Here is a 26,954-nt window from a genome sequence, read left to right on the forward strand (position 1 = left end):
CCATTGATGCCCCCCTGTCCGTAGGATCAGGGGGGCATGTCAATGGGTGTGCCGGGAGCCGGGAGCCGAGGGGATGTCATGACGGAGCAGCAGGGACAGCAGCCGCCACCCGCCGGCCTGGCCGTCTGCTACCGGCACCAGGAGCGCGAGACCGGCATCCGGTGCACCCGCTGCGAGCGCCCGATCTGCCCGGAGTGCATGATCTCGGCCTCGGTCGGCTATCAGTGCCCCTCGTGCGTGCGCGGCGCCTCGGCGGCCTCCCGGGGCAGCTCTCCGCGCACGCTGGCCGGTGGTTCGCTGGTGGCGGACACCCGCCTCATCACCAAGATCATCCTCGCGATCAATGTCGCCGTCTTCATCGCGGTGCTGTCCGCCGGTGACCGGCTGGTCACGGACCTCGGCATGCTCGGGTACGCGCTGGACGCGGACCCCGGCGGCTGGCGCATCATCGGCGTCGCGGACGGCCAGTGGTACCGGATGCTGACCTCGGCCTTCCTGCACCAGGAGATCTGGCATCTGGGCTTCAACATGCTGGGGCTGTGGTTCCTGGGCCCGCAGCTGGAGGCGGCGCTCGGCCGGCTCCGCTTCACCGCGCTGTATCTGATCTCGGCGCTGGCCGGCTCGACGCTGTCGTACGTGCTCGCCTCGCAGTACCAGCTCTCGCTCGGCGCCTCCGGGGCGATCTTCGGCCTGTTCGGCGCCACCGCCGTGCTGATGCGCCGGATGAACTACGACATGCGGCCGATCGGCGTGCTGCTGGCGATCAACCTGCTGATCACCTTCACGTGGTCGGGCATCGCCTGGCAGGCGCACATCGGCGGTCTGGTGGCCGGGGTGGCCGTGGCGTACGGGATGGTGCACGCGCCCCGGCAGCGGCGGACGCTGGTGCAGGTGGCGGTCTGTGGGGCGGTGCTGGCCGTGATCGTGATCGCCTGCGTGGTCCGCACCCAGCAGCTGGTGGGCTGATCCTACTTATCCACAGGCCGGATCAGCCCTGTGCACAACCGGCGACCGGCCCAGGCACTCCCACGTTTCCGCAGGTCAACTGGGGTACGGCCGCACCGTACGGCGCCCGGCCCCCGGGCCGGCGCCTCGGGTTATCCACAGCCCATCCGATGATCGGTGTGGATAACCCGAGGTCACTTCCACTGCGTCGAGACGACAAACCCCACGGCGATGAACCCGAAGCCCACCACGATGTTCCAGTTGCCCAGCGCACCCACCGGCAGATCACCCTGCGTCACGTAGAACAGCACGATCCACGCCAGACCGATCACAAACATCGCCAGCATCAGCGGCGCCACCCAGCGACGTCCCCCCATGTCGAGCTTGGTGGTCTCCTTCTTCTCCGGCGCGGTGAAGGACGCGTCCTTCTTCTTCCGGATCCGGGACTTCGGCACGAGGGACTCTCCTGTCGATCGTGCGGCGGCTGGGGCGCGCACAGCGGTGGGATCGTCAGCTAGCGTAGTGCTTCGGCGGCCAATACAGGAGACCAGGGGTGGGAGTGGGATGCGTGTGAACCGGATACGCCCCGCCCGGCTGGGCACCATAGCCGTCTTCGCCCTCGCCGGACTCCTCTTCTGGGTCAGCTTCAGCGTCTCCGGCGGCAGCAACATCCGCACCGACGACTCGCTGCTCCAGATGTCCGACCTCATCAGGGAACGCGGCCGGGACAACGCCCGCCTCGAATCCGACGCCGCCCAGCTGCGCGCCGAGGTCGACACCCTCACCAAACGCGAGAGCCCCACCGACCCGGCCGGCACCGAACGCCTCGCCCGCGTCGAGGACGCCGCCGGCCTCACCGAACTCACCGGCGACGCCCTCACCGTCACCCTCACCGACGCCCCGCCCAACGCCGTACCCCTGCTCCCCGGGCTCCCCGACCCGCTGCCCAACGACCTCGTCATCCACCAGCAGGACCTCCAGGCCGTCGTCAACGCCCTGTGGGCCGGCGGCGCCGAAGGCATCCAGGTCATGGACCAGCGGCTCATCTCCACCAGCGCGGTGCGCTGCGTCGGCAACACCCTCATCCTCCAGGGGCAGCTCTACTCCCCGCCCTACACCGTCACCGCCGTCGGCGACCGCGACGCCCTGCGCACCGCCCTCGACGAGGACCCCACCATCCAGAACTACCGCGCCTACGTGGACGCCTACGGCCTCGGCTGGAAGGTCGAGGAGAGCGGGGACACGACCCTCCCCGCCTACACCGGCTCCACCGCCCTGCAATACGCCGGCCCCGTCGGATAACCGGATGACTCCGGTCACGCCGGTCCCCGAGATGGCGTGATCCTCTGAAGAGGATCCGTCGCGCGTCGTACTCTTGGGGGCACGCGGCGCCGCCGCGCGGAGCGGGACACGAAGGAGAAGCGACGCCATGTACGGCTGGATCTGGCGGCACCTGCCGGGCAACACGCTGGTACGCGCGCTGATCTCCCTGGTGCTGGCCCTCGGGGTCGTCTATCTGCTGTTCAGTTACGTCTTCCCCTGGGCCGAACCCCTCCTCCCGTTCAACAATGTGCCGATCGACGGCGAGCAGGGACAAGGGGCAGCCGGCTGATGAGCACACCCGCACGCATTCTGGTCGTCGACAACTACGACAGCTTCGTCTACAACCTCGTCCAGTACCTCTACCAACTCGGCGCCGAGTGCGAGGTGCTGCGCAACGACGCGGTCCGCCCCGCCGACGTCACCGCCGACCGGTACGACGGGGTACTGCTCTCCCCCGGGCCCGGCGCCCCCGAACAGGCGGGCGTGTGCATCGACATGGTGCGGCACTGCGCGGTGGCGGGCATCCCGGTGTTCGGGGTGTGCCTGGGGCTCCAGGCCATGGCGGTGGCGTACGGCGGTGTGGTGGGCCGGGCACCCGAACTGCTGCACGGCAAGACCTCCGAGGTGGAGCACACCGGGGCCGGCGTCTTCACCGGACTGCCCAGCCCGCTGACCGTGACCCGCTACCACTCGCTGGCGGTCGCCGAGGGCACCGTGCCGGACGTCTTCGAGGTCACCGGCCACACCCAGGGCGTCATCATGGGCCTGCGCCACCGCACCCTGCCGGTGGAGGGGGTTCAGTTCCACCCGGAGTCGGTGCTCACCCAGGGCGGCCACCGGATGCTCGCCAACTGGCTGGCGGTGTGCGGCGATCCGGGCGCCGTCGAGCGCTCGCACGGGCTGGCGCCGGTCGTCGGGCGGGCCGGACGGCAGGAGCCCGCGGCGTGACGCAGGGGCGTGGGGGAGAGGGCGGGCCCTGGTACCCCGGGGAGGACGCCTACTACCAGCAGCCACCGCAGCCCCAGAACCCGCAGCAGCAGCCGCACTACCAGGAGCCGTACGCCTCCTACCCGGCGCCGTACGAGGAGACCACCGCGTACGACAGCGGGCCGCCGGAGGATCCGCGGACCGTGGGGCTGCGTACCCCGGCGGATCTCGGCGGCACCGCGGACGAGGGGGCCACCACCGTACTGCCGCCCGTACCACCCGTCGCCGAAGGCCGCGCGGCCCGGCGCAGGGCGGACCGGGCCGCCGGGCGGCACGGCGCGCCCCCCGCACCGGACCCCACCCCCGAGGCGCCGCCGCCGGAGACCGGTGGCCGGGCCGCGCGCCGCCAGGCGGCGAAGGCCGCCGCCAAAGCCGCCAAGCAGACCGGCACCGCCATCAGCAATGTGATCGGCGAGCTGTTCATCACCACCGGCGTGCTGCTGATGCTGTTCGTCGTCTACCAGCTGTGGTGGACCAACGTCGAAGCCCGGGCGCACGCCAACGGCCAGGCCGACTCGCTCCAGGAGCAGTGGGAGCGCGCCGAGGCCGGCGAGGACGACGGCGAGGATCGCGAGCCGGGCGTCTTCTCCCCCGGCGAGGGCTTCGCGATCATCTACCTGCCCACCCTCGACGTCCGGGCCCCCATCGCCGAGGGCGTCGACCCCAAGGCCGTCCTCGACAAGGGCATGGTCGGCCACTACACCGCCGAGGACCAGCTGCCCTCCGCCATGCCCTGGGACGAGGAGGGCAACTTCGGCCTCGCCGGCCACCGCAACACCCACGGCGAGCCGTTCCGCTTCATCAACAAGCTCAACCCGGGCGATCCGATCGTCATCGAGACGGAGACCACGTACTACGTGTACGAGATGGCCACCCGGCTCGACTCCACCTCCCCGTCCAACATCGCCGTCCTCGACCCCGTCCCCGACCAGGGCGGCTTCACCGAACCCGGCCGCTACATCACCCTCACCACCTGCACACCGGAGTTCACCTCCACCTACCGGATGATCGTCTGGGGGCAGTTGACCGAGGAGCGTCCCCGCAGCGAAGGAAAACCCGATGCCCTCGTCGACTGAACCGGCCGAACCGGACACCGAAGCCGAAGCCGAAGCCGAAGAGATAACCCCGGAGCCGGAGCCCGCCGCACCCCAAGCTCGTCGAGCCGGAGGTACCCGAGGCCGTATCGCGTTCGCCCTCTCCGTCTTCGGCGAACTGCTGATCACCGGCGGCATCGTGCTGGGCCTGTTCGTCGCCTACTCGCTGTGGTGGACCAACGTGGTCGCCAACCAGCAGGCGTCGCGCGCCGGTGACGCGGTGCGCGACCAGTGGGAGAGCGGCGAGGCCGACCCGCGGGACCCGGTGGCGTACGACCCGGCCGACGGCATCGGCTTCCTGCACGTGCCCGCCATGACCAAGGACGAGATCCTCGTCAAGGAGGGCACCGACCTCGACATCCTCAACGGCGGCGTGGCCGGCTACTACAACGAGCCGCTGGAATCCGCCATGCCCTGGGACGAGGAGGGCAACTTCACCCTGGCGGCACACCGGGACGGCCACGGCGCGAAGTTCCACAACATCCAGCGGATCGAGGAGGGCGACGCGATCGTCTTCGAGACCCGCGACACCTGGTACATCTACCGTGCCTACGCCGTCCTTCCGGAGACCTCCCGGTACAACACCGCCGTCCTGGAGGCCATCCCCACCGAGTCCGGCGCCACCGAGGCCGGCCAGTACATCACCCTCACCACCTGCACCCCCGTCTACACCTCCAGGCACCGCTACATCGTGTGGGGCGAGCTGGAGCGCACCGAGCCCGTCGACGACCAGCGCACCCCGCCCGCCGAGCTGACCGCCGGCGCCTCATGAGGCCGGCCCCCAGCTGATCCCGGCCGCGACCGGCAGATGGTCACTGCCGGTCGCGGGCAGCAGCCACGCGCTGTCCGGCTGCACGCCGCGCACCAGGATCTGATCGATCCGCGCCACCGGGAAGCTCGCCGGCCAGCTGAAACCGAAGCCGGCCCCGGCCGCGTCCTGGACCGAGCGCAGCTGAGCGGTGACACCGGCCAGCGCGCGGTCGTCCACGGTGCCGTTCAGATCGCCGAGCAGCACCACCCGCTCGTTCGGCTCGGCGGCGATCGCCTCGCCGAGCGCCCGGGCGCCCCGGTCCCGCGAGTCCGTCCAGAAACCGGCCCGCGGGTTCACCCGTACCGACCCCAGGTGGACCACATACACCGCGAGCGGCCCGCGCTCCGTGGCCACCGAGGTGCGCAGCGCCCGGGTGTAGGCCATGGTCTCCTCGACCGGCTTGGCGTCGCCCAGCGGCCCGTAGTCCATCTCGATGTCGACCGGCCGGGTGTCGGACAGCGGCAGCTTGCTCCACAGCCCGACGGTGCCCAGCACGGTGTGGTGCGGGTACGCCGCCGCCAGCTCCCTCTCGTACGTCCCCAGGTGCTGCTCGGTGATCTCCTGGAGGGCCAGCAGGTCCGCGCCGGAAGCGGCCAGGGCGCGGGCGGTGCCGGCCGGGTCGGGGTTGTCGGCGCCGACGTTGTGGCTCACCACGGTGAGGTCGCTGTCCGCGTCCGGGTGGGACCTGTCGCCGAGCAGCCCGCCGAAGAGGTGCAGCCACACCGCGACCGGCAGCAGCAGCGCGACCACGGCGGCCGGGGCGCGGCGCCACAGCGCGGCGGCCAGCAGCAGCGGGATGAACAGGCCGAACCAGGGCAGGAAGGTCTCCACCAGGCTGCCGAGGCCGCCGATCCGGTTCGGAATCCAGGCGTGCGCCGACAGAAACAGGCCGAGGAGCAGCGCGAGCGCGGCGAGCACCCGCCCGCGCCGCCAGGGCTCGGGCCGAAGCCGCAGACGAGTTCGTATCATGCCGCCAGTGAAGGCGGCGCGGCGTTGCCGGCCCGTATGAGATTTCCGATACGCCGACGATATGTGCCGACTCGTAGGCTTACGGGCATGCGTGTGCTGATCGTCGAGGACGAGCCCTACCTGGCGGAAGCCATCCGCGACGCGCTGCGCCTGGAGGCGATCGCGGCCGACATCGCCGGCGACGGCGACACCGCCCTGGAACTGCTCGGCGTCAACAGCTACGAGATCGCCGTCCTCGACCGCGACATCCCGGGCCCCTCGGGCGACGAGATCGCCCGGCACATCGTCGCCTCCGGCAGCGGCACCCCGATCCTGATGCTCACCGCCGCCGACCGGCTCGACGACAAGGTCTCCGGGTTCGGCCTCGGCGCCGACGACTACCTCACCAAGCCGTTCGAACTGCGGGAGCTGGTGCTGCGGCTGCGCGCGCTCGACCGCAGGCGGGCGCACACCAGGCCGCCCGTACGGGAGATCGCGGGCCTGCGGCTCGACCCGTTCCGCCGCGAGGTCCACCGCGAGGGCCGGTATGTCGCGCTCACCCGCAAGCAGTTCGCCGTGCTGGAGGTCCTGGTCGCCGCCGAGGGCGGGGTGGTCGGCGCCGAGGAACTTCTGGCCCGGGCGTGGGACGAGAACGCCGACCCGTTCACCAACGCCGTACGCATCACGGTCTCCGCGCTGCGCAAACGCCTCGGCGAACCCTGGATCATCGCCACCGTGCCGGGCGTCGGCTACCGCATCGACCATGGATAGGCGGCCCGGGCTGAGCGTCCGGCTCAAGCTGACCCTCAGCTACACCGGCTTCATCATGGTCGCGGGCACCCTGCTGCTCGCGGCGGTGTGGTTGTTCCTCCTGCGGTACGTCCCGGACCGGGCGATGCTCATCCCCGGCTCCACCGACACCCCCACCGGGGTCTTTCCCATCCGCTCCAGCCTGCTGCGGGTCTTCGCCCCGCGGGCGGCCGTGGTGTTCGCGCTCCTGCTGCTGTTCGGCCTGGTGGGGGGCTGGCTGCTGGCCGGCCGGATGCTCGCCCCGCTGACCCGGGTCACCCAGGCCACCCGCCGGGCCTCGGCCGGATCGCTCTCCCACCGGATCCGGCTGCCGGGGCGGGCCGACGAGTTCCGCGAACTCTCCGACGCCTTCGACACCATGCTCGCGCGGCTCGAAGCACACGTCGCCGAGCAGCAGCGATTCGCCGCCAACGCCTCCCACGAACTGCGCACCCCACTGGCGATCTCGAAGGCGCTGCTGGAGGTGGCCCGCACCGACCCGGACCACCGGGCCACCGGCGAACTCGTCGACCGCCTGTACGCCGTCAACACCCGGGCCATCGACCTCACCGAGGCCCTGCTCCTGCTCAGCCGCGCCAACCAGCGGTCCTTCACGCCGGAACCCGTCGATCTGTCCCTGATCACGGAGGAGGCCGCCGAGACCCTGCTGCCGCTGGCCGAACGGCACGGCGTCACCCTGGAGACGGACGGCGACATCGCGCCCACGACCGGATCGCCGGCGCTGCTGCTCCAGCTGACCACGAACCTCGTCCAGAACGCGATCGTCCACAACCTGCCGGCGGGCGGCACGGTACGGGTCCACACCGCCGTCCGCCCCACGACCGTGCTGCTCACGGTCGAGAACACCGGCGAGCGGCTCAGCCCTGCGCTGGTCCCGACCCTGACCGAGCCCTTCCAGCGCGGCACCGAACGCACCCGCGCCGAGCAGGAGGGCGTCGGCCTGGGCCTGGCCATCGTCCACACCATCACCCGGGCCCACAACGGAACCCTGACCCTGACCCCCCGCCCCACCGGCGGCCTCCACGTCACCGTGGAACTCCCCGGGGAGGGCGGACCAGCCACCAGAGCGGCCGACAGCGCCGGCCCGTCCGCCAGTTCGCGGTGGCGGCGGCGATGACGGTGGTCGGCCGGTCCCGGCAGCCCCGTCCGGCGTACCAGGTGCCCACTGTGCGATCCGTGGAGTCCCCAGCTGCCGATAGTTGAGGAACAGTCGTTCTTGACCGACCGTTCCCTAACGGGATATTGTCATGTCATGGGAAGGCCAAGGGCGTTCGACGAGGACATGGCGGTGCGCGCCGCCGTAGAGCTGTTCGGCAGCCGCTCCTACGACGGGGTGTCCGTCGACGATCTCGTCAACCACCTCGGCGTGCACCGCAACAGTCTGTACAAGACGTTCGGCAGCAAGCGCGGCCTCTACATGGTCGCCCTGCGCCGCCACCTCGCTGACGACATCCGTCCCTTGGTCGACGCGCTCGCCACGGCATCGGATGCGGCGACCGCGCTGCGGCTCGTCACGTCCGCCGACCTCGGTCTGCTGCTGCTCGCGGTGGCCGAACGGGCACCGGCCGACGAGGAGGTCGCCGCCGAGGTGAGGGCCGCGTTGGACGCGGTCGACCAGGCGATCGCCGACGCGCTCGGCATTCCCGCCACCTTGGCCGCTGCCCTCACTGCCGCCGCCTTGGGCATCCTCCTGCGCGGAAGCTCCGACAGCGTCGGCACCGCACTGTCCCAACGCCTCGATCTTCTCGTCTGACAAGGAAAACCGACATGGCAGTGGTTCGCATCGACGGTGACGACCTCGTCGTCGTGATCGAGGGACTCCACAAGGTCTGGGCGCTGAAGAGCAGCCTGACCATCCCGGTGGCCAACGTGCGTGGCGCGACCGTCGACCCCGGCATCATCGCCGAACCCAAAGGCATCCGCGCACCTGGCACCCGCGTCCCCGGTCTCATCACGGCCGGCACGTTCCATCTCGATGGCGAGAAGGTGTTCTGGGACGTCAGGGATCCGGCAAAAACCGTCGTGGTCGAACTCGTCGACCACTACTACACCCGTCTGGTCCTCCAGGTCGACGACCCCCGCGCCACCGTCGCACTGGTCGAAAACGCCCTCCTCTGAACTGAAAGAGACATCCGGTGCTCCTCCGTTTCGCTACGGTCGTGATGGCCTTGGCCATCACGACCGCCACCCCGGCCGAGGCGGCTCCTCGCCTGGTGCCCGCCTCCGACCGCGAGGTCGTCTTCACCGTCGACGGGACGGCGACGTACGGCACCTTGCATGTCCCCGCGCACCGTCCCGGGCAACGACTGCGGGCCGCACTGCTGCTGCCCGGCAGCGGACCCAACGACCGTGACGGCAACCAGCCACCCGCGTCCCAGTCGAACACCTTGGCGCAGTTGGCCGACGCGCTCGGCAGCGACCAGGTCGCCACGCTGCGATTCGACAAATATGGCACCGGCCGCACGGGGCTCGGCGACTACACCGACCGCCCCGAAGAGCTCGACTACCCGGCGTTCGTCCGCCAGGCCCAGGGCGCGTACGAGCTGTTGCGCGATCAGCCGGAGACCGACCCGCGCCAGCTGATGATCGTCGGGCACAGCGAGGGCGCGATGACCGGGCTGCTGCTCGGCGGCACCGTCCACCCGCGCCCGGCCGGCCTGGCACTGCTGCAACCACAGGCGATCCGCATGCTCGACCTGGTCGCGCTGCAACTGCACACCCAGGTCGAAGAGGCGACCCGGCACGGCCAGTTCACCCCGGAGGAGCAGCGCGTCATCGACGAGGCGGTCGACGCGGCCGTCACTGCCCTGCGTGAACACCGACCGGTCGACGTCAGCGAACTGCCGCCCCCGATAGCCCAGTTCTTCCAAGCCTTCGAAGCGGCCGGTCGGTTCGTGAACAGCAACGACGCCATCTACCCGCCGGACACCGTCGCGGCACTCCATCCCCGGACCAAGGTGCTGCTGACCTGCGGCACGAACGACCCCCAGGTCCCTTGCGCCACCACGGACGCCCTGACCACCGCCCTGCGCGACGCACACATCCGTGGGCCGGGCCGGGTTACGCTGCCCGGAGTGGACCACCTGCTGCACGACGCCGACCACCCGGACACTCTCGCCCCGGCCGTACTCAACGCCTTGCACCGATTCACGGAGTGCTGAGCCGGCCCCAGAGCAGCCTCCGCTCCCCTGCCCAGCCGTGAAAGCCGTGTCGCTCATGCCGTCCGTGGTGCCGTCATTCCCGGCGGGATGAGAGCCGTACTGGACGGGTTGACATCGCTGCCGGCGAGCTCCGGGCCCTCAAGCGACTCGGCTCACGAATCGCTCACATCTCTGCACCAGCACTCCACGGTCCGGCCCAGGAGATCACCGGGAGAGACAAGGGAGAGCAAATCCCCTGGGAGACAGCGGCCACCCTTGCGCCCAGCGAGAACCAATGTGCCCACCAACGGACGCAAAAAAATGCCCTCTGAAACTGCGTTTCCGCAGGTCAGAGGGCATTTAGCGTGTGGAGCCTAGGAGAGTCGAACTCCTGACATCCGCCATGCAAAGACGGCGCTCTACCAACTGAGCTAAGGCCCCGACGCCCGATCGGGCATGGCCTAGCGTACCCAATCTTCCCGCCGGAAACCGACCGGGTATCGCCCGCACGCCACCTCGCTCCGTAGGATGACGCGCAACTTCGCTCACGTGAAGCGATCAGGGGAGAACAAAGGGGAGACACGATGGACTCTGCGCAACAGGAGGCCACCGAGAAGGCAAGAGAGCAGCAGACCACCTGGTACGGAGAGCCCCTGGGCACCCTCTTCCGCCGGCTGATCACCGATCTCGGCCTCAACCAGGCGCGGCTCGCCGTCGTCCTGGGGCTCTCGGCGCCCATGCTGTCCCAGCTGATGAGCGGACAGCGCGCGAAGATCGGCAACCCCGCCGTGGTTCAGCGGGTCCGCGCGCTACAGGAACTTGCCACCGAGGTACGGGCCGGCCACATGAGCGCCGCCGAGGCCACCGGCGCCATGGACGAGATCCGCCGCAACGCCGGCGGCAACGTCCTGGGCGCGCACTCCGGCACCACCCGCTCCGGCTCGCTCGGCATCCCCGCCAACCCCACCAAGCGCGTCGTCCGGGAGATCCAGGCCCTGCTGCGCTCGGTCTCCGACGCCACCGAGATCCAGAGCGCCTCCCGGCTGCTTGCCGACAGCCACCCCGAACTGGCGGAGTTCCTGCGGATCTACGGCATCGCCAGGACCCGCGAAGCGGTCGAGCACTATGAGAGCCACCAGGGCTGATGGGCCAGGTCTTCGCAGGACGGTACGAACTCGCCGACCCGATCGGGCGCGGCGGCGCCGGTGAGGTGTGGCGGGCCTGGGACCACCGCCGTACCCGCTACGTCGCGGTCAAGGTGCTCCAGCAGTCCGACGCCCACACCCTGCTGCGCTTCGTCCGCGAACAGGCGGTACGGATCGATCATCCCCATGTGCTGGCGCCCACCAGCTGGGCCGCCGACGACGACCAGGTGCTGTTCACCATGGACCTGGTGGCCGGCGGCTCGCTCTCCCACCTGATCGGGGACTACGGGCCGCTCCCGCCGCGCTTCGTGTGCCTGCTGCTCGACCAGCTGCTGGCCGGGCTCCAGGCGGTTCACGACGAGGGCGTCATCCACCGCGACATCAAGCCCGCCAACATCCTGCTGGAAGCCACCGGCACCGGCCGGCCCCGGCTGCGGCTGTCGGACTTCGGGATCTCCATGCGGCAGGGCGAGGCCCGGCTCACCGAGACCAACCTGGTGATCGGCACCCCGGGCTACTTCGCCCCCGAGCAGTTGGAGGGCGCCGACCCGGACACCCGCGCCGACCTGTACGCGGTGGGCCTGGTCGCCCTCTACCTGCTGACCGGCACCAAGCCGGACGCCCAGGCGCTGACGGAGGCGTACCACGAGGGCGGCGGCGTACCGGCGGCGCCCGAGTTCGTACCGGAGCCGCTGTGGCAGGTGCTGAGCACCCTGCTGGACCCGGACCCCGAGGCCCGCTTCCGTACCGCGACCGGGGTGCGCAAAGCGATCACCGCCGCGATCGAGCTGCTGCCCGAGGAGAACCCGGCCGAGGGCGCCGAGCAGCGGGTGGAGATCTTCGATCAGCTCGGTCCGCTGCCGGCCGGGTACGGTCCGGCCGGACCGGTGGCGGCCACCGACAGTGAGGGGGCCCAGGAGACCACCGGCAGCTACCGCATCGGGCCGCCGCTGCCGCCGGCAGTGCGGCTGGCGCAGGCTCCGACGGCCGGCTTCACCCGGGCCGACACCCCGCCGCCCCCCGACCCGGCCTCGGCGTCGGCGCCGTCGCCCGCGCCCCCGGGCCCTCCGGCGAAGGTCGCGATACCGGTCCTGCTGCTGGCGGCCCTGAGCATCGGCCTCGGCGTCTGGGCCCTGCTGACCGCCTAGGGCCTGTCTGATGGATAGCGCCGGTTGGGCCCGCGGCGTCTGGTGCAGGGGGCACCTCCCGGCCGAAGGCTGGGGGCGCATCGCAAGGCGGAGGGGCGTCCTCGCTGGGGTATCCCCTGCTCGAAGAGCTTGGGGAGGGGCTACTTGGACGTCTCGACAACGAAGCGAGGCGCCGTGCCAGACGCCGCGGGCCAGGCGGGATCCATCAGACAGGCCCTAGGTACGCACCCGGGCCCGGCGGCCGTCGCGCAGCCGCCAGCCGCCCAGGAACGCCAGCAGCAGCACCCCGACCGCGATCCCCGTCACCCCGAGCAGCCGCCGGTCACCGGAGTGCCCGGCGGCGGCCAGCTCGGCGTCGCTCAGCGCCCGGTCCGCCTGATCGATGTCGGCGTCGGTGACCCCCAGCCCGGCGGCGAACAGATCCCCGGCGTACGGCGGCCCGGCCCTGCGCTCCCCGAGCAGGGCGACCCGTACGGTCAGCCCGATCGGCTCGGTGGTGACGGCGGCGACATCCGGGTGCACGGTCACCATCACGTAGTGCCACCCCGGGAACCGGCCCCGGTTGATGAGGGCGTTGTCCGTGATGGCCCGGTTGCCGTACTCCACCCGGGGGCTCAGCGCCCACTGGCTGAACTGGTCCCCCTGATACCGACCGAACGTGGAGGCGCCGACCCGGACCCGCAGCGGCCCGTGCAGTTCGGTGAGTACCGCCTGGTTGACGTACTCGCCGCTGCCGCTGGGGGAGTTGGCCAGCTCCGTCACGACCGCCAGTTGCTGGCCCCAGTCCACCGGCACCCGGTAGACGAGGGTCTGCCCGGCGCGGATGTCGTCGCGCCACACGCCCTCACCGATCGGCTGGGCGTCGTTGAAGCCGGTGCCGCCGGCGACGCGGGTGCCCTTGCCGGTGGGCATGACGGGCAGTTCGGTCACCCACTCCAGCGGGTCGGGGGTGCGCTGCACCCGCTCCACCGGGGGCTCCAGCACGAAGCTGATCTCGATCGGCCAGGGCCGCGGATCGGAGGTGCTGGTACGGGTGACGGTCAGCAGAAAGTCGCCGGCCCGCTGGCAGGCGGCGCTGGACTGCTCAAGCAGCCGCCCCACCCAGGCGGAGACCGGCCGGGCGGCCCCGTCGGTGCCGAACTCCACGCCGCTCTTGCCGCAGTCGTCGTTGCCGGTGGTCGACAGCGCCACGTCGATCCGATCGGCCCGCAGCACCTCGGTGTCCGGGGCGGGCGCGGCCACCGTGGTGAGGTAGGCGCTGGAGTAGTCGTCCAGGGTCAGCGCGAAGTACAGCGTCTCGTCCGGCTCGATCACGTCGTCGTAGATCCCGCCGGCCTCGATCAGCGGCGCGTCCGCGCTGGTCGCCGTGCCCTCCACCACGACGGCCCGCTCCGCCGTCCGGTAGCCGTCCGGCCGCTCCTCGGCCGCCACCGGCGCCGCCCGCACCACGGGCGCCAGCACCAGCAGCACCCCCGTCATCCCCGCCACCAGGGCACATCTGCGGCCCCGGCCCCGTATCCGGTCCATGCGTCAACTTCCCCCTGCTGTTCGCCACATACGTCCCCCACACAACACCATGGGCCCCCAGCCGCGTGAAGCGGTGGGAGCCCAGGAGCAATTCGACGGAGGGTCAGACGCCCGCGGGGGCGGAGTCGGCCGGCACGGTGTCCGTGGCCTCCGTCCACAGGTCGTCCTCGGCCTTCTTGGCCTGGAGCTGGCGGTACACGAGGAGACCACCGACAGTGGCCAGTGCGACCAGGAGGAGCTTCTTCACCGCGCTACCTCGTCCTTCTTCGACGTTAAGGAATCATCCGCCCGCCCGATGATACCGAACAGGCGCGGCGGAAGGCTGATGTCAAGGGGGATGGCGTCAAGCCTGGGCGTCAAACGCCCCCGGCCGGAATCCGGCCGGGGGCGTTCTCGCTGGTGGGGCTAACAGGACTTGAACCTGTGGCCTCATCCTTATCAGGGATGCGCTCTAACCATCTGAGCTATAGCCCCTCGCGCAGAGATAGATTAACGCATCCCCGGCGTGGGCCCAAATCGGTTGGCGCATCCCTGATCTGGGGTTACTCGTCCTCCGCCAGGGTGACCTCCACCCCGCCGACGAAGCCCGCCGACAGGTTGTAGATGAACGCCCCCAGCGTGGCCAGCGCGGTGGCCAGCACCACGTCGATCACCGCGATCAGCGTGGTGAACATCAGCACCCGCGGCAGCGACAGGAAACTCTCCAGGTCGAAGCCCGAACCGTCCTCCGCCGCCGTCGCCTCGATGATCACATCGCCGATGGAGGAGAAGACCCCCATCGCGTCCATGACCATCCACAGCACCCACACCGCGATGATCGTGCAGATCCCGATCGCGATCGACAGCAGAAAGCTGACCTTCATCACCGACCACGGATCGGCCTTGGCCACCCGCAGCCGCGCCTTGCGGGTGCGCGGCACCGTACGGGCCCCCGTACGCGGCCGGCGCACCCCCGCTCCCTGCGTGCCGCCGCCCAGGGTGCCGCCCCCGGACGTGCCACCGCCCCCGCCGCCCTGCTGGCCGACGCCCGGGGCCGCGCCCGGCGGCGCCGGGTAGGCCTGCGGCGGGTGGTACGTCTGCCCGGTCTGGCCGGTCGCCCCGTCCTGTGAGTAAGGATCCACCGGTCTGGCGCTGGTCATCGTGGAACCCCCACGAGTCGTGTCTTCCTGGGACGGCCCGGCGGACTGTGGCCCGGCCTCACTGCTCGCGGCGCCCGTGGCACCACTCACGCCTACTCCTCGTCGCTCGTGACCGGCCCGGCGTCGCCTTCGGCGCCCGCCTCGCCCTCGATGGCCTCGACTTCCTCAGCCTCCCGGCCCGCCTCGGCATTGCGCGCGATACCGACGACGGCATCCCGCTTCCCGAGGTTGATGAGCTGGACGCCCATGGTGTCACGGCCGGTCTCGCGCACCTCGTTCACCCGGGTACGGATCACGCCACCCCCGAGCGTGATCGCCAGGATCTCGTCGGTGGCCTCCACCACCAGCGCGCCGACCAGCGAACCACGGTCCTCGACGATCTTCGCCGCCTTGATCCCCAGCCCGCCGCGGCCCTGCACCCGGTACTCGTCCACCGGGGTCCGCTTGGCGTACCCGCCGTCGGTGGCCGTGAACACGTACGTGCCCGCCCGCACCACACTCATCGACAGCAGTTCGTCACCGGGGCGGAAACTCATCCCCTTCACCCCCGACGTCGCCCGGCCCATCGGCCGCAGCGAGTCATCGGTGGCGGTGAACCGGATCGACTGCGCCTTCTTGCTGATCAGCAGCAGATCATCGTCCGCCGACACCAGCTCGGCACCGATCAGCTCATCGTCCCGGCCGTCCTCCATCTCCCGGAGGTTGACGGCGATGACCCCGCCCGAACGCGGCGAGTCGTAATCCTTCAGCGCGGTCTTCTTCACCAGACCCGACTTGGTGGCCAGCACCAGATACGGCGCCGCCTCGTAGTCCCGCACCGCCAGGATCTCCGCGATCCGCTCATCGGGCTGGAAGGCCAGGAGGTTCGCCACATGCTGCCCGCGCGCGTCCCGCCCGGCGTCCGGGAGCTCGTACGCCTTCGCCCGGTACACCCGGCCCTTGTTGGTGAAGAACAGCAGCCAGTGGTGCGTGGTGGAGACGAAGAAGTGGTCGACGATGTCGTCCTCGCGCAGCTTGGTGCCGCGCACCCCCTTGCCGCCGCGCTTCTGCGCCCGGTAGTCCACCGTCTTGGTGCGCTTGACGTAGCCGCCGCGCGTGATGGTGACGACGATGTCCTCTTCGGCGATCAGGTCCTCGATGGACATGTCGCCCTCGAACGGCACCAGCGCGGTGCGCCGGTCGTTCCCGAACTTGGCGACGATCGCCGCCAGCTCCTCCGAGATGATGGTGCGCTGCCGCTGCGGCGAGGCCAGGATCGCGTTGTACTCGTCGATCTTCGCCTGGAGTTCGTCGTGCTCGGCGATGATCCGCTGCCGCTCCAGGGCGGCGAGCCGGCGCAGCTGCATCTCCAGGATCGCGTTCGCCTGGATCTCGTCGATCTCCAGCAGGCTCATCAGCCCGCCACGCGCCACATCGGCGGTGTCCGAACGCCGGATCAGCGCGATGACCTCGTCGATCGCCTCCAGCGCCTTGAGCAGACCGCGCAGGATGTGCGCCCGCTCCTCGGCCTTGCGCAGCCGGTAGCGGGTCCGGCGCACGATCACGTCGATCTGGTGGCTCACCCAGTTGCGGATGAACGCGTCCAGCGACAGGGTGCGCGGCACCCCGTCCACCAGCGCCAGCATGTTGGCGCCGAAGTTGGTCTGGAGATCGGTGTGCTTGTAGAGGTTGTTCAGCACCACCTTGGCGACCGCGTCCCGCTTGAGAACGATCACCAGCCGCTGACCGGTGCGCGAGGACGTCTCGTCCCGTACGTCGGCGATCCCGCCGACCCGGCCGTCCTTCACCAGATCGGCGATCTTCAGCGCGAGATTGTCCGGGTTGACCTGGTACGGCAGCTCGGTGACCACCAGGCACTGCCGGCCCTGGATCTCCTCCACCGCGACGACCGCCCGCATGGTGATCGAGCCGCGCCCGGTACGGTACGCCTCCTCGATGCCCTTGCGGCCCACCACCAGCGCGCCGGTGGGGAAGTCGGGGCCCTTGATCCGCTCGATCAGGGCCTCCAGCAGCTCCTCGTTGCTCGCCTCGGGGTGCTCCAGGTACCACTGGGCGCCGGCCGCGACCTCGCGCAGGTTGTGCGGCGGGATGTTGGTGGCCATGCCGACCGCGATGCCGGCCGAGCCGTTGATCAGGAGCGCCGGGAAGCGGGACGGCAGGACCGTCGGCTCCTGGTTGCGGCCGTCGTAGTTGTCCTGGAAGTCGACGGTCTCCTCGTCGATGTCCCGCAGCATCTCCATGGCCAGCGGCGCCAGCCGGCACTCGGTGTACCGCATGGCGGCGGCCGGGTCGTTGCCCGGGGAGCCGAAGTTGCCGTTGGAGTCGACCAGCGGCATCCGCATGGTCCAGGTCTGGGCGAGGCGCACCAGGGCGTCGTAGATGGAGCTGTCGCCGTGCGGGTGGTACGTACCCATCACGTCGCCGACGACGCGGGCGCACTTGTAGTAGCCGCGCTCGGGGCGGTAGCCGCCGTCGTACATGGCGTACAGCACGCGCCGGTGCACCGGCTTGAGGCCGTCGCGCACGTCGGGCAGCGCGCGGGAGACGATGACGCTCATCGCGTAGTCGAGATACGAGCGCTGCATCTCGGTTTCGAGCGTCACCGGCTCGATGCGCTGGACCACTTCTTCTTCGAGCACCGCGGCGGGGTTCTCGGCGACGGGGGAGTCCCCGCCGTCCGAGGTGGGGGTGATGTCGTCGGCCATGACGGAAGTCCGATTCCTCTCAAGCTGCTCAGGATGCCAGGTGGGGTGCTGCTCAGATGTCCAGGAACCGGACGTCCTTCGCGTTGCGCTGGATGAAGGACCGGCGTGCCTCCACGTCCTCGCCCATCAGGATCGAGAACAGGTCATCGGCCGCCGCCGCGTCATCGAGCGTCACCTGGCGCAGCACGCGGTGCGCGATGTCCATGGTGGTGACCCGCAGTTCCTCGGCGTTCATCTCGCCCAGGCCCTTGAAGCGCTGGATGGAGTCCTCGCGGATGCGCTTGCCGCGCTCGCGGCCCAGCAGGATGAGGGAGTCGCGCTCGCGGTCGGAGTACGCGTACTCGAACTCCTCGCGGCCCCACTTGATCTTGTAGAGCGGGGGCTGGGAGAGGAAGACGTGCCCGGCCTCGACCAGCGGGCGCATGAAGCGGAAGAGGAGGGTGAGCAGGAGGGTGTTGATGTGCTGGCCGTCGACGTCGGCGTCCGCCATCAAGATGATCTTGTGGTAGCGGAGCTTGCTGATGTCGAAGTCCTCGTGAATGCCGGTGCCGAACGCCGAGATCAGCGCCTGGACCTCGGTGTTCTGGAGGACCTTGTCGATCCGGGCCTTCTCCACATTGAGGATCTTGCCGCGGATCGGGAGGATCGCCTGGAACTGCGGATCGCGGCCGGCCTTGGCCGAGCCGCCGGCCGAGTCACCCTCCACGATGAAGATCTCGCACTTGGCGGCGTCGTTCGACTGGCAGTCGCTCAGCTTGCCGGGCAGCGACGCCGTCTCCAGCAGGCCCTTGCGACGGGTCAGATCGCGCGCCTTGCGGGCCGCCACCCGGGCGGTGGCCGCCTGGATGGACTTGCGGATGATGTCGGCGGCCTCGGAGGGGTTACGGTCCAGCCAGTCGGTGAAGTGCTCGTGCACGATCTTCTGCACAAAGGTCTTCGCCTCGGTGTTGCCCAGCTTGGTCTTGGTCTGACCCTCGAACTGCGGCTCGCCGAGCTTGACCGAGATGATCGCGGTGAGACCCTCGCGGATGTCCTCACCCGTCAGGTTGTCGTCCTTCTCGCGCAGCAGCTTCTTGTCCCGGGCATACCGGTTGACCAGCGCGGTCAGCGCCGCCCGGAAGCCCTCCTCGTGGGTGCCGCCCTCGTGCGTGTGGATGGTGTTGGCGAAGGAGTAGACCCCCTCGCTGTACTGGGCGTTCCACTGCATCGCGATCTCGACCGAAAGCTTGCGCTCGGTGTCCTCCGCCTCGATGTCGATCACCGAGGGGTGCACCGGCTCGCCCTTGCGGGAGTTCAGATGCCGCACAAAGTCTGAAATGCCACCTTCGTAGTGGTACGTCACGGTACGCGGCTGGTCATCGTCCTCCGCCGCCACCGAATCCGCACCCGAGGTCTGCTTCGCCGCCGCCCGCTCATCCGTCAGCGAGATCGTCAGCCCCTTGTTCAGGAACGCCATCTCCTGGAAACGCCGCGACAGCGTCTCGAACGAATAGTCCGTCGTCTCAAAAATGTCGCCGTCGGCCCAGAACGACACCGTCGTACCGGTCTCATCCGTGGCCTCGTGCTGCGCCAGCGGCGCCGTCGGCACCCCCAGCGCGTACTCCTGCGTCCAACGGTGACCATCCGTGCGAATCTCCACCGCCACCTTCGTGGACAGCGCGTTCACCACCGACACACCCACACCGTGCAGACCACCGGACACCGCGTAACCGCCGCCGCCGAACTTGCCGCCCGCGTGCAGCACCGTCAGCACGACCTCGACCGCCGGCTTGCCCTCCGAGGGCACAATGCCCACCGGAATACCACGGCCGTTGTCCACCACGCGGACCCCGCCGTCCGCCAGCAGCGTCACCCCGATGGTGTCCGCATAGCCCGCCAGCGCCTCATCGACCGCGTTGTCCACCACCTCGTACACCAGGTGATGCAGACCACGTTCACCGGTCGACCCGATGTACATGCCCGGCCGCATACGGACCGCGTCCAGCCCCTCCAGCACCGTAATCGCACTGGCGTCGTACGCCACACCATCCGCCGGCACACCGAGCGCGGCCTCCGGCTCAGCACCGGGGGTCGGAATGTTCTTGTTGGAATCGCCGGAATCGGCCACGAAGCGCCCTTTCTGGCACAGCGCGAGCCGTCTGCGTTCCCACAGAAACGGCTGCGTCGTTCGACTATGGTCCGCGACAGCACGGATGTCGCCCAGTCTACCGCTAGCGCCAACCCCGATGGCGGTTTGCCGGGCCCTGAGTCCGCATGTGCCGCCCTGAACTGGCGTCCCCCGACTCCCCATATGCGGCCCCGGGGCCGCATCGGCTCCAGGCGGCGCTCAGCGCCTTCCCCTGTCAACCCACAGCAACGTGACCGGCATCACACCCCAAGCCGCCCAACCCTACCCATACGTGTCACCAGGACCCCGGCTCCCCGGCGCCCGCAACCGGCCCCCACCCGCCCGCGGCGGACCCCCAGGACCCACCACCTTGATCAACCGCACCGAACCCTGACCCACATCCGCGTTCAACTTCTTCACCACCTGCGGAGCCATCCACCGCAACTGCGTCGCCCACGCCGTCGAATCACAGCGCACCGACAACACCCGCTCCGCCTCGTCGAACGACAACGGCACACAATGCGCCGCGATCTCCGGTCCCACCAACTCCGGCCACCGACCCATCACCCCACCCACCGCCAGCGGAACCTCCCACCCCCGCTCCAACCGCAACCGCTCCACCGCCGCCCCCAGCAACAACGGATCCCGACCCCCCGGACGCGCACCCGACCGCAACCCCCCACCACGCCGCGCCTGCCGCCGCTGCCCCGCCTGCTCCCCACGCTCCCTGGCCCGCGCCTTCGCCGCCCGCAACGCCACCCGCGCCAGATCAACCCCCGTCGGCTCCGGCCCCTTCGGCTCCTCTTCCTCTTCCTTTTCCTTACGCTCACTTCTCACGTTCGACCCGCCCACCCGACACCGCGAACCGCGACCCCGCCAACACCGCCGGCACATCCTCCGGCACCGCCGCCGTCACCAACACCTGCTCCCCACCCGACACCAGACCCGCCAGCCGCTCCCGCCGCCGCCCGTCCAACTCCGCGAACACATCGTCGAGCACCAGCACCGGCTCCGGGCCCTCCTCCCGCAGCAACCCGTACGCCGCCAACCGCAACGCCAACGCCAGCGACCACGACTCCCCGTGACTCGCATACCCCTTCGCCGGCAACTCCCCGAGCCGCACCACCAGCTCATCCCGGTGCGGCCCCACCAGCGTCACCCCACGCTCGATCTCCCGCTTCCGCGCCTCCCCCAGCGCGGCCAGCAGCACCCCGTACAACTCATCCCGCCCCGCACCCCCGTCCAACGGCTCCTCGGTCGCCACCGAACGGTACTCAAGCCCCACCGGACCGCCCCCCGGCGCCAACTCCTCGTACGCCTTGTCCGCCAACGGCCCCACCGCCGCCAGCAACCCAAGACGCTGCCCCCACAACTCCGCACCCGCCCGCGCCAGATGCTGATCCCACACATCCAGCGTCGACAGATCCACCCCACGACCACCGTGCCGCCGCGCCATCGCCGCCGACTTCAGCAACGTATTGCGCTGCCGCAACACCCGCTCGTAATCCGACCGCACCCCCGCCAGCCGCGGCACCCGCGCCGTGACCAGCTCATCCAGAAACCGCCGCCGATCCCCCGGATCACCCTTCACCAGCGCCAGATCCTCCGGCGCGAACAACACCGTACGGACAATCCCCAGCACATCCCGCGGACGCACCTGAGAAGCCCGATTGATCCGCGCCCGATTCGCCCGCCCCGGATTCAGCTCCAGCTCCACCAGCTGACGCCGATCCCCCTCCACCACCGCCGCCCGCACCACCGCACGCTCCGCACCCGCGCGCACCAGCGGCGCGTCCGAGGAGACCCGGTGACTGCCCAGCGTCGCCAGATAACCGACCGCCTCGACCAGATTCGTCTTCCCCTGCCCATTCGGGCCCAGGAACGACGAAACGCCCGGGCCGAGTTCCACCTCGGCCCGGGCATAGGACCGGAAGTCGGCCAGCGACAGATGCGTCACATGCACCATGCGCCCCGCCGGCCCAACCGCTACTTGCTCTCGACCGCGTGACCACCGAACTGGTTACGCAGCGCCGCGATCATCTTCATCTGCGGCGAATCATCCTGCCGCGACCCGAACCGCGCGAACAGCGACGCCGTGATCGCCGGCAGCGGCACCGCGTTGTCGATCGCCGCCTCCACCGTCCAACGACCCTCACCCGAGTCCGCCGCGTACCCGCGCAGCTGCTCCAGGTGCTCATCGTCATCCAGCGCCCGCACCGACAGATCCAGCAGCCAGGACCGGATCACCGTGCCCTCCTGCCAGGACCGGAAGACCTCCCGCACATCGGTGACCGAATCCACGGTCTCCAGCAGCTCCCAGCCCTCCGCGAAGGCCTGCATCATCGCGTACTCGATGCCGTTGTGCACCATCTTCGCGAAGTGCCCGGCACCCACCTTGCCCGCGTGCACCGCGCCGAACTCGCCCTCGGGCTTCAGCGCCTCGAAGATCGGCCGCACCCGCGCCACATGCTCGGCGTCACCGCCGTACATCAGCGCGTAACCGTTCTCCAGACCCCACACCCCGCCGGAGACCCCGCAGTCCACGAACCCGATGCCCTTGGCACCCAGCTGCTCGGCGTGCTTCTCGTCATCCGTCCACCGCGAGTTACCGCCGTCGACCACCACATCACCGGGCTCCAGCAGCTCACCCAGCTGATCCACGGTCGACTGGGTCGCCTCACCCGCCGGCACCATCAGCCACACCACACGCGGCGCGGCCAGCGAATCCACCAGCTCCTTGAGACTGTGCACATCCGAGACATCCCGCTGCTGGGCATACCCGACGACAGTGTGACCGGCACGGCGGATGCGCTCGCGCATATTCCCGCCCATTTTGCCCAGGCCGACGAGACCCAGCTCCATCAGGACTCCTTCATCGTGCTTGACGTTCGCAGCCGAGCCTACGCCCGCACCCCCGCGCTCACCTGCGGGGTCAGCCGCTCACACGGCTGAGGCCGCACCGTACGGACGGCACGGCCCCGGCCGTCGTACTCAGCCGGACAGCCGCACCGGCATACGCGATCTTGTGAGGGGCGACCCTCACACTCCCGAGCCGCCCCCGGCCGTCGTACTCAGCCGGACAGCCGCACCGGCATGATCAGGTACTTGTACGCCTGATCCGCCTCCGCGTCCTTCGCGGGGCGCCCGCTCAGCAGGGCCGGCTTGGTCGAGGTGGTGAACGCCAGCTGCGCCACCGGGGAGTCGATCGCGCTCAGCCCCTCCAGCAGGAAGCCCGGGTTGAAGGCGATCGAGATGTCGTCGCCCTCCAGGTCCGCGTCCACCCGCTCCACAGCCTGTGCGTCGTCGCTCGACCCCGCCTCCAGGGTCAGCACACCCTGCTCGAAGCTCAACCGCACCGGGGTGTTCCGCTCGGCCACCAGCGCCACCCGCTTGACGGCCTCCACGAACGGCGCCGTCTCGATCACCGCCACCGAGTTGAACTCGGTCGGGAACAGCGTGCGGTACTTCGGCAGGTCACCCTCCAGCAGCCGCGTGGTGGTACGCCGGCCCGCCCCCTCGAAGCCGATCAGGCCCTCGCCGGACCCCGAGCCCGACAGCGCCAGCGAGACCGTCTCGCCGCCACTGAGGGACTTCGCGGTGTCCAGCAGCGTTTTGGCGGGCACCAGCGCCACCGCCGACACATCGGCGATCTCCGGCTTCCACAGGAACTCCCGCACCGCGAACCGGTAGCGGTCGGTGGAGGCCAGGGTGACCGTGTCGCCCTCGATCTCGATCCGCACCCCGGTCAGCACCGGCAGCGTGTCGTCCCGGCCGGCCGCGATCGCCACCTGGGCGACGGCGGACGCGAAGACCTCACCGGGCACCGTGCCGGTCGCGGTCGGCATCTGCGGCAGCGCCGGGTACTCCTCCACCGGCAGCGTGTGCAGCGTGAACCGCGAGGAGCCACAGACCAGCGAGACCCGCACCCCGTCGGTGGAGATCTCCACCGGACGGTTCGGCAGCGCCCGGCAGATGTCGGCCAGCAGCCGGCCGGACACCAGGACGGTGCCCTCCTCCTCGGCGTCCACCTCCACCGAGACCCGCGCCGAGACCTCGTAGTCGAAGCCGGACAGGCTCAGCATGCCGTCCTCGGCCTTCAGCAACAGGCCAGCGAGAACCGGCACCGGCGGTCGGGCCGGCAGGCTCCGTGCGGCCCATGCCACCGCCTCCGCGAGCACATCGCGTTCTACCCGGATCTTCACTTCAGCCGCCTCCTGCTGTCGCTGGCTGCTCCCAGCCCTTGCTGCCTCGCTGGCTCTTACCGGCCACCAGTCTGACGCACCCCACTGACAGTAGGGGCTGGAGTGCGTCAAATCGATCCGGGATGGGTAGACCGGCTGAGGCCCGTTCATCCACAGCACCCACTTCGAAACGACCTCCTCCCACTAACTGTGTCGTAGTAGTAGTAGGGCCTGTGGAAACCGTGGATAACTCCCTTTTCCCAGCTCAGGCACCGTTTTTTGTCCACACTGCCTGTGCATGGACCGGTGGATGAACAGGGGGTCCCTGTGGACGGAGCACCGGTCATCCACAGGCATCCACAGAAGACCCTGAGTTACCCACAGCCACGTCCACAGAATCCGGCCCCCTTATCAACAGGGCGCGCGGGCGTCTGCTGTGACCTGATTCACCCGCAACGGTGATCCCGCGCGTTGTGTTGCCGAACAGTGGACAGCGTTGTGGATCACCTGTGGGTAACCTGACCTCTCCTGTGGATCAAGGGGGTTTCCCTGGGGAAACCCAGGAGCGGCCCGCCCGGCCCCGTACCGTTGTCCACAGGCTGTGGAGAAGACTGATCCACATTTCCCCAGCCATGTGACCTGCGAAGAGTCCCGAACGCCCGGCCCCCTGTGGACGCAGATGTGGGCGACGCGCCGTGCCCACAGGGTGTGGACGGCTGGTCGGGCCCTTTTCTGTGGATAACCGGGCCGCCGCACCCCGTAATCGAACAGCGCCCCCGGGGTCTCCCGGGGGCGCTGTGGGTTGCTGCGAGGGTCTGCGCGGGCGATCAGCGGGCCGCTCAGCCGTTCTTGATGCGGTTGGTGAGCTCGGTGACCTGGTTGTAGATCGGCCTCCGCTCGGCCATCAGCACCCGGATCTTGCGGTCGGCGTGCATGACGGTGGTGTGGTCCCGGCCGCCGAAGTGCTGGCCGATCTTGGGCAGCGACAGATCGGTGAGTTCCCGGCACAGATACATGGCGATCTGCCGGGCGGTGACCAGTGTGCGGCTGCGCGAGGAGCCCGCCAGGTCCTCCACCCCCAGGCCGAAGTACTCGGCGACGGCGGAGGTGATGGCGTCCGCCGTGATCTCCGGGGTGGACTCCTCGCCGCCGGGGATCAGGTCCTTCAGCACGATCTCGGTGAGCCCGAGGTCCACCGGCTGCCGGTTGAGGCTGGCGAAGGCGGTGACCCGGATCAGCGCGCCCTCCAGCTCCCGGATGTTGCGGGAGATCCGGGAGGCGATGAACTCCAGCACGGCCGGCGGGGCGTTCAGCTGCTCCTGGACGGCCTTCTTGCGCAGGATGGCGATCCGGGTCTCCAGCTCGGGCGGCTGGACATCGGTGATCAGACCCCACTCGAAGCGGTTGCGCAGCCGGTCCTCCAGGGTGATCAGCTGCTTGGGCGGCCGGTCGGAGGAGAGCACGATCTGCTTGTTGGCGTTGTGCAGGGTGTTGAAGGTGTGGAAGAACTCCTCCTGCGTGGACTCCTTGGAGGCCAGGAACTGGATGTCGTCGACCAGCAGGATGTCCATGTCGCGGTAGCGCTTGCGGAACGCGTCCGCCTTGCCGTCGCGGATGGAGTTGATGAACTCGTTGGTGAATTCCTCGGAGCTGACGTAGCGCACCCGGGTGCCCGGGTAGAGGCTGCGCGCGTAGTGCCCGATGGCGTGCAGCAGATGCGTCTTGCCCAGCCCCGACTCGCCGTAGATGAACAGCGGGTTGTACGCCTTGGCGGGGGACTCGGCGACGGCGACGGCCGCGGCGTGCGCGAAGCGGTTGGAGGCGCCGATGACGAAGGTGTCGAAGAGGTACTTGGGGTTCAGCCGCGCGGTCGGTTCGGCGGGGCCCACCCCGCCACCCCCGCTGCCGCCGGCCGGCTCGGGGAGGGCGGACCCGCCCTGGCCCGTACGGTGCTCGGCGCCGCGCCCCGCGCCGGGCCCGGGGCCCGGGCCGGTGTTCTGGCCGGGCAGCGCGTCGGGGCGCAACTGCTGGGGGGCGGCGTGGTCGTAGGTGCGGTAGCCGGAGTCGTAGGACGGCGGCTCGTGCCGGTTGTAGTGGGCCGGCTGGGCGGGGATCTGCGGATAGCCGTCCGGTGCCGGCCAGCTGCCGGGGGCGCGGGGCTCGCTCGCCGGGCGCGGCGCCTGCGGGTGGTCCGGGTAGGCGGGCCGGGCGGCTGGCAGCTCCTGGGGGTAGCCGTCGTAGCCCCCGGCGCCGCCCCCGCTGCTGCCCGCGCCGTCGTAGCGGCCGGGGGCCTCGTAGCTGTCGTAGCCCTCGTATCCGCGCTCGTAGCCGTCGTGGGTCCGGTCCGCGGGGTGCTCGTGGCGGCCCGGGGAGCCCAGGGCGGGCTCCTCCGGGCGGCGCGGCGCCGGCGGCTGCGGAGCGGGGGCGCCCTGGGGCTCGGGTACGGCGGCGGTGACGGTGATGGCCAGTCCGACGGGCCGGCCGCACTCGCGGCTGAGGGCCTGGCCGATCAGCGGGGCCAGCCGGCCCTCCAGCACGCTCTTGGCGTACTCGTTGGAGACGCCCAGCAGTGCGGTGCCGGAGACCAGGGCCAGCGGGCGGCAGTCCTGGAGCCAGCGGTGGTCCTTGGACTCGACGCCCTGGCCGTCGGCCAGGATGGCGCTGAGCACCCGGGGCCACACCGCGGCAAGATCTGCAGGTAGGTCAGCCACGGGGCACGCTCTCTCACTCGCTGGGGTGGCGCCGGCTGTGGTCATGAGGTGTGACGCGGAGGCGACCGGGACATAGATGTCGAGTTGAGCCACGTTAGTCAGCGTGGTGCGGGGACATCAAGTCATTGTCCACAGGGTGTGTACAACAGGCCGTGGCCCGGTTTGACCGTGCGGCCACCTCGCGCGTACCGTTGCCAGGTCTCATTGTCGACGGCTGCTGCCGCCTGCCTCCG

Annotated in this window: 25 protein-coding genes and 2 tRNA genes; 13 read left to right on the forward strand and 14 right to left on the reverse strand. The window is 70.1% G+C overall.

Annotated elements, in window-relative coordinates; genetic code table 11:
* The first annotated feature begins 78 nt into the window (after window positions 1–78).
* Window positions 79–966, forward strand: a complete 888-nt coding sequence (locus AC5WRL_RS22730) for a rhomboid family intramembrane serine protease (RefSeq protein ID WP_496090494.1) — start codon at window positions 79–81, stop codon at window positions 964–966.
* Window positions 967–1,139: 173 nt separating this feature from the next.
* Here the strand turns inward: AC5WRL_RS22730 and crgA are convergent, their stop codons facing one another.
* On the reverse strand, window positions 1,140–1,400 hold the full coding sequence (gene crgA, locus AC5WRL_RS22735; protein WP_496090495.1) for a cell division protein CrgA: 261 nt from the start codon (window positions 1,398–1,400) through the stop codon (window positions 1,140–1,142).
* A 109-nt stretch (window positions 1,401–1,509) separates the two neighbouring features.
* On the opposite strand from crgA, the gene AC5WRL_RS22740 reads away from it, so the two are divergent.
* The 5 genes from AC5WRL_RS22740 to AC5WRL_RS22760 all read left to right on the forward strand — a co-directional run bounded on the left by AC5WRL_RS22740 (window position 1,510) and on the right by AC5WRL_RS22760 (window position 5,121).
* Window positions 1,510–2,247: a DUF881 domain-containing protein gene (locus AC5WRL_RS22740; protein WP_496090496.1), complete on the forward strand. Its 738-nt coding sequence runs from the start codon at window positions 1,510–1,512 to the stop codon at window positions 2,245–2,247.
* 127 nt (window positions 2,248–2,374) lie between these two features.
* Window positions 2,375–2,557, forward strand: coding sequence for a hypothetical protein (locus AC5WRL_RS22745; protein WP_496090497.1), 183 nt, complete (start codon window positions 2,375–2,377; stop codon window positions 2,555–2,557).
* On the forward strand, window positions 2,557–3,216 hold the full coding sequence (locus tag AC5WRL_RS22750) for an aminodeoxychorismate/anthranilate synthase component II (protein ID WP_496090498.1): 660 nt from the start codon (window positions 2,557–2,559) through the stop codon (window positions 3,214–3,216). Before AC5WRL_RS22745 ends, AC5WRL_RS22750 begins: the two co-directional genes overlap by 1 nt.
* Window positions 3,213–4,331: a class E sortase gene (locus AC5WRL_RS22755; protein WP_496090499.1), complete on the forward strand. Its 1,119-nt coding sequence runs from the start codon at window positions 3,213–3,215 to the stop codon at window positions 4,329–4,331. Before AC5WRL_RS22750 ends, AC5WRL_RS22755 begins: the two co-directional genes overlap by 4 nt.
* Window positions 4,315–5,121: a class E sortase gene (locus tag AC5WRL_RS22760; RefSeq protein WP_496090500.1), complete on the forward strand. Its 807-nt coding sequence runs from the start codon at window positions 4,315–4,317 to the stop codon at window positions 5,119–5,121. Before AC5WRL_RS22755 ends, AC5WRL_RS22760 begins: the two co-directional genes overlap by 17 nt.
* Here the strand turns inward: AC5WRL_RS22760 and AC5WRL_RS22765 are convergent.
* A complete protein-coding gene (locus AC5WRL_RS22765) occupies window positions 5,116–6,129 on the reverse strand; it encodes an endonuclease/exonuclease/phosphatase family protein (protein ID WP_496090501.1) in 1,014 nt (337 codons plus the stop codon). The genes AC5WRL_RS22760 and AC5WRL_RS22765 overlap by 6 nt on opposite strands.
* Before the next feature lie 87 nt (window positions 6,130–6,216).
* On the opposite strand from AC5WRL_RS22765, the gene AC5WRL_RS22770 reads away from it, so the two are divergent.
* The 5 genes from AC5WRL_RS22770 to AC5WRL_RS22790 all read left to right on the forward strand — a co-directional run bounded on the left by AC5WRL_RS22770 (window position 6,217) and on the right by AC5WRL_RS22790 (window position 10,079).
* Entirely contained in the window at window positions 6,217–6,879 is a 663-nt protein-coding gene (locus AC5WRL_RS22770) for a response regulator transcription factor (protein ID WP_496090502.1), read from the forward strand.
* Entirely contained in the window at window positions 6,872–8,035 is a 1,164-nt protein-coding gene (locus AC5WRL_RS22775) for a sensor histidine kinase (protein ID WP_496090503.1), read from the forward strand. The genes AC5WRL_RS22770 and AC5WRL_RS22775 overlap by 8 nt, the downstream gene beginning before the upstream one ends.
* A gap of 135 nt (window positions 8,036–8,170) precedes the next feature.
* Window positions 8,171–8,671: a TetR/AcrR family transcriptional regulator gene (locus tag AC5WRL_RS22780; protein ID WP_496090504.1), complete on the forward strand. Its 501-nt coding sequence runs from the start codon at window positions 8,171–8,173 to the stop codon at window positions 8,669–8,671.
* Between the two features lie 14 nt (window positions 8,672–8,685).
* On the forward strand, window positions 8,686–9,036 hold the full coding sequence (locus AC5WRL_RS22785) for a hypothetical protein (protein ID WP_496090505.1): 351 nt from the start codon (window positions 8,686–8,688) through the stop codon (window positions 9,034–9,036).
* A 44-nt stretch (window positions 9,037–9,080) separates the two neighbouring features.
* Entirely contained in the window at window positions 9,081–10,079 is a 999-nt protein-coding gene (locus AC5WRL_RS22790; protein ID WP_496090506.1) for an alpha/beta hydrolase family protein, read from the forward strand.
* Window positions 10,080–10,426: 347 nt separating this feature from the next.
* On the opposite strand, the gene AC5WRL_RS22795 is transcribed toward AC5WRL_RS22790, so the two are convergent.
* Window positions 10,427–10,499: transfer RNA gene (locus AC5WRL_RS22795), tRNA-Ala, on the reverse strand.
* A gap of 143 nt (window positions 10,500–10,642) precedes the next feature.
* On the opposite strand from AC5WRL_RS22795, the gene AC5WRL_RS22800 reads away from it, so the two are divergent.
* The gene (locus AC5WRL_RS22800; RefSeq protein WP_496090507.1) at window positions 10,643–11,203 is read left to right on the forward strand and encodes a helix-turn-helix domain-containing protein; all 561 of its coding nucleotides are present in this window, start codon (window positions 10,643–10,645) and stop codon (window positions 11,201–11,203) included.
* Window positions 11,203–12,351: a serine/threonine-protein kinase gene (locus tag AC5WRL_RS22805; RefSeq protein ID WP_496090508.1), complete on the forward strand. Its 1,149-nt coding sequence runs from the start codon at window positions 11,203–11,205 to the stop codon at window positions 12,349–12,351. Before AC5WRL_RS22800 ends, AC5WRL_RS22805 begins: the two co-directional genes overlap by 1 nt.
* A 216-nt stretch (window positions 12,352–12,567) precedes the next feature.
* Here AC5WRL_RS22805 and AC5WRL_RS22810 read toward each other — a convergent pair whose 3' ends face one another.
* The 11 genes from AC5WRL_RS22810 to dnaA all read right to left on the reverse strand — a co-directional run bounded on the left by AC5WRL_RS22810 (window position 12,568) and on the right by dnaA (window position 26,721).
* Window positions 12,568–13,878, reverse strand: a complete 1,311-nt coding sequence (locus AC5WRL_RS22810; RefSeq protein WP_496090509.1) for a hypothetical protein — start codon at window positions 13,876–13,878, stop codon at window positions 12,568–12,570.
* A gap of 103 nt (window positions 13,879–13,981) precedes the next feature.
* Window positions 13,982–14,125 (reverse strand): DLW-39 family protein, encoded by a 144-nt coding sequence (locus AC5WRL_RS22815; RefSeq protein WP_019432167.1) that lies wholly within the window; start codon window positions 14,123–14,125, stop codon window positions 13,982–13,984.
* A gap of 150 nt (window positions 14,126–14,275) precedes the next feature.
* Window positions 14,276–14,352 (reverse strand) — tRNA-Ile (locus AC5WRL_RS22820).
* Window positions 14,353–14,420: 68 nt separating this feature from the next.
* Window positions 14,421–15,017: a DUF3566 domain-containing protein gene (locus AC5WRL_RS22825; RefSeq protein ID WP_496090510.1), complete on the reverse strand. Its 597-nt coding sequence runs from the start codon at window positions 15,015–15,017 to the stop codon at window positions 14,421–14,423.
* 92 nt (window positions 15,018–15,109) lie between these two features.
* Window positions 15,110–17,722 (reverse strand): DNA gyrase subunit A, encoded by a 2,613-nt coding sequence (gene gyrA, locus AC5WRL_RS22830; RefSeq protein ID WP_496090511.1) that lies wholly within the window; start codon window positions 17,720–17,722, stop codon window positions 15,110–15,112.
* A gap of 52 nt (window positions 17,723–17,774) precedes the next feature.
* Window positions 17,775–19,850: a DNA topoisomerase (ATP-hydrolyzing) subunit B gene (gyrB, locus tag AC5WRL_RS22835; RefSeq protein ID WP_496090576.1), complete on the reverse strand. Its 2,076-nt coding sequence runs from the start codon at window positions 19,848–19,850 to the stop codon at window positions 17,775–17,777.
* Window positions 19,851–20,111: 261 nt separating this feature from the next.
* Window positions 20,112–20,681 (reverse strand): DciA family protein, encoded by a 570-nt coding sequence (locus AC5WRL_RS22840; protein WP_496090512.1) that lies wholly within the window; start codon window positions 20,679–20,681, stop codon window positions 20,112–20,114.
* A complete protein-coding gene (gene recF / locus AC5WRL_RS22845) occupies window positions 20,656–21,792 on the reverse strand; it encodes a DNA replication/repair protein RecF (RefSeq protein ID WP_496090577.1) in 1,137 nt (378 codons plus the stop codon). Before recF ends, AC5WRL_RS22840 begins: the two co-directional genes overlap by 26 nt.
* 23 nt (window positions 21,793–21,815) lie before the next feature.
* Window positions 21,816–22,691, reverse strand: coding sequence for a phosphogluconate dehydrogenase (NAD(+)-dependent, decarboxylating) (gnd, locus tag AC5WRL_RS22850; RefSeq protein ID WP_496090513.1), 876 nt, complete (start codon window positions 22,689–22,691; stop codon window positions 21,816–21,818).
* A gap of 209 nt (window positions 22,692–22,900) precedes the next feature.
* A complete protein-coding gene (gene dnaN, locus AC5WRL_RS22855; RefSeq protein ID WP_496090514.1) occupies window positions 22,901–24,031 on the reverse strand; it encodes a DNA polymerase III subunit beta in 1,131 nt (376 codons plus the stop codon).
* Window positions 24,032–24,849: 818 nt separating this feature from the next.
* Entirely contained in the window at window positions 24,850–26,721 is a 1,872-nt protein-coding gene (dnaA, locus tag AC5WRL_RS22860) for a chromosomal replication initiator protein DnaA (protein ID WP_496090515.1), read from the reverse strand.
* Window positions 26,722–26,954: the final 233 nt, after the last annotated feature.

It is taken from the genome of Streptomyces sp. NTD107 (genome assembly GCF_059510435.1).

Excerpts from the sequence above, each read along its gene's own strand:
- gnd (WP_496090513.1), bottom strand. The coding sequence starts at position 22,691 with ATGGAGCTGGGTCTCGTCGGCCTGGGCAAAATGGGCGGGAATATGCGC.
- AC5WRL_RS22780 (WP_496090504.1), top strand. The coding sequence starts at position 8,171 with ATGGGAAGGCCAAGGGCGTTCGACGAGGACATGGCGGTGCGCGCCGCC.
- AC5WRL_RS22825 (WP_496090510.1), bottom strand. The coding sequence starts at position 15,017 with ATGACCAGCGCCAGACCGGTGGATCCTTACTCACAGGACGGGGCGACC.
- AC5WRL_RS22775 (WP_496090503.1), top strand. The coding sequence starts at position 6,872 with ATGGATAGGCGGCCCGGGCTGAGCGTCCGGCTCAAGCTGACCCTCAGC.
- AC5WRL_RS22785 (WP_496090505.1), top strand. The coding sequence starts at position 8,686 with ATGGCAGTGGTTCGCATCGACGGTGACGACCTCGTCGTCGTGATCGAG.
- AC5WRL_RS22800 (WP_496090507.1), top strand. The coding sequence starts at position 10,643 with ATGGACTCTGCGCAACAGGAGGCCACCGAGAAGGCAAGAGAGCAGCAG.
- AC5WRL_RS22745 (WP_496090497.1), top strand. The coding sequence starts at position 2,375 with ATGTACGGCTGGATCTGGCGGCACCTGCCGGGCAACACGCTGGTACGC.
- AC5WRL_RS22750 (WP_496090498.1), top strand. The coding sequence starts at position 2,557 with ATGAGCACACCCGCACGCATTCTGGTCGTCGACAACTACGACAGCTTC.
- AC5WRL_RS22770 (WP_496090502.1), top strand. The coding sequence starts at position 6,217 with ATGCGTGTGCTGATCGTCGAGGACGAGCCCTACCTGGCGGAAGCCATC.
- gyrA (WP_496090511.1), bottom strand. The coding sequence starts at position 17,722 with ATGGCCGACGACATCACCCCCACCTCGGACGGCGGGGACTCCCCCGTC.
- AC5WRL_RS22730 (WP_496090494.1), top strand. The coding sequence starts at position 79 with ATGACGGAGCAGCAGGGACAGCAGCCGCCACCCGCCGGCCTGGCCGTC.
- AC5WRL_RS22760 (WP_496090500.1), top strand. The coding sequence starts at position 4,315 with ATGCCCTCGTCGACTGAACCGGCCGAACCGGACACCGAAGCCGAAGCC.
- AC5WRL_RS22810 (WP_496090509.1), bottom strand. The coding sequence starts at position 13,878 with ATGGACCGGATACGGGGCCGGGGCCGCAGATGTGCCCTGGTGGCGGGG.
- AC5WRL_RS22805 (WP_496090508.1), top strand. The coding sequence starts at position 11,203 with ATGGGCCAGGTCTTCGCAGGACGGTACGAACTCGCCGACCCGATCGGG.
- AC5WRL_RS22790 (WP_496090506.1), top strand. The coding sequence starts at position 9,081 with ATGGCCTTGGCCATCACGACCGCCACCCCGGCCGAGGCGGCTCCTCGC.
- AC5WRL_RS22765 (WP_496090501.1), bottom strand. The coding sequence starts at position 6,129 with ATGATACGAACTCGTCTGCGGCTTCGGCCCGAGCCCTGGCGGCGCGGG.
- AC5WRL_RS22740 (WP_496090496.1), top strand. The coding sequence starts at position 1,510 with ATGCGTGTGAACCGGATACGCCCCGCCCGGCTGGGCACCATAGCCGTC.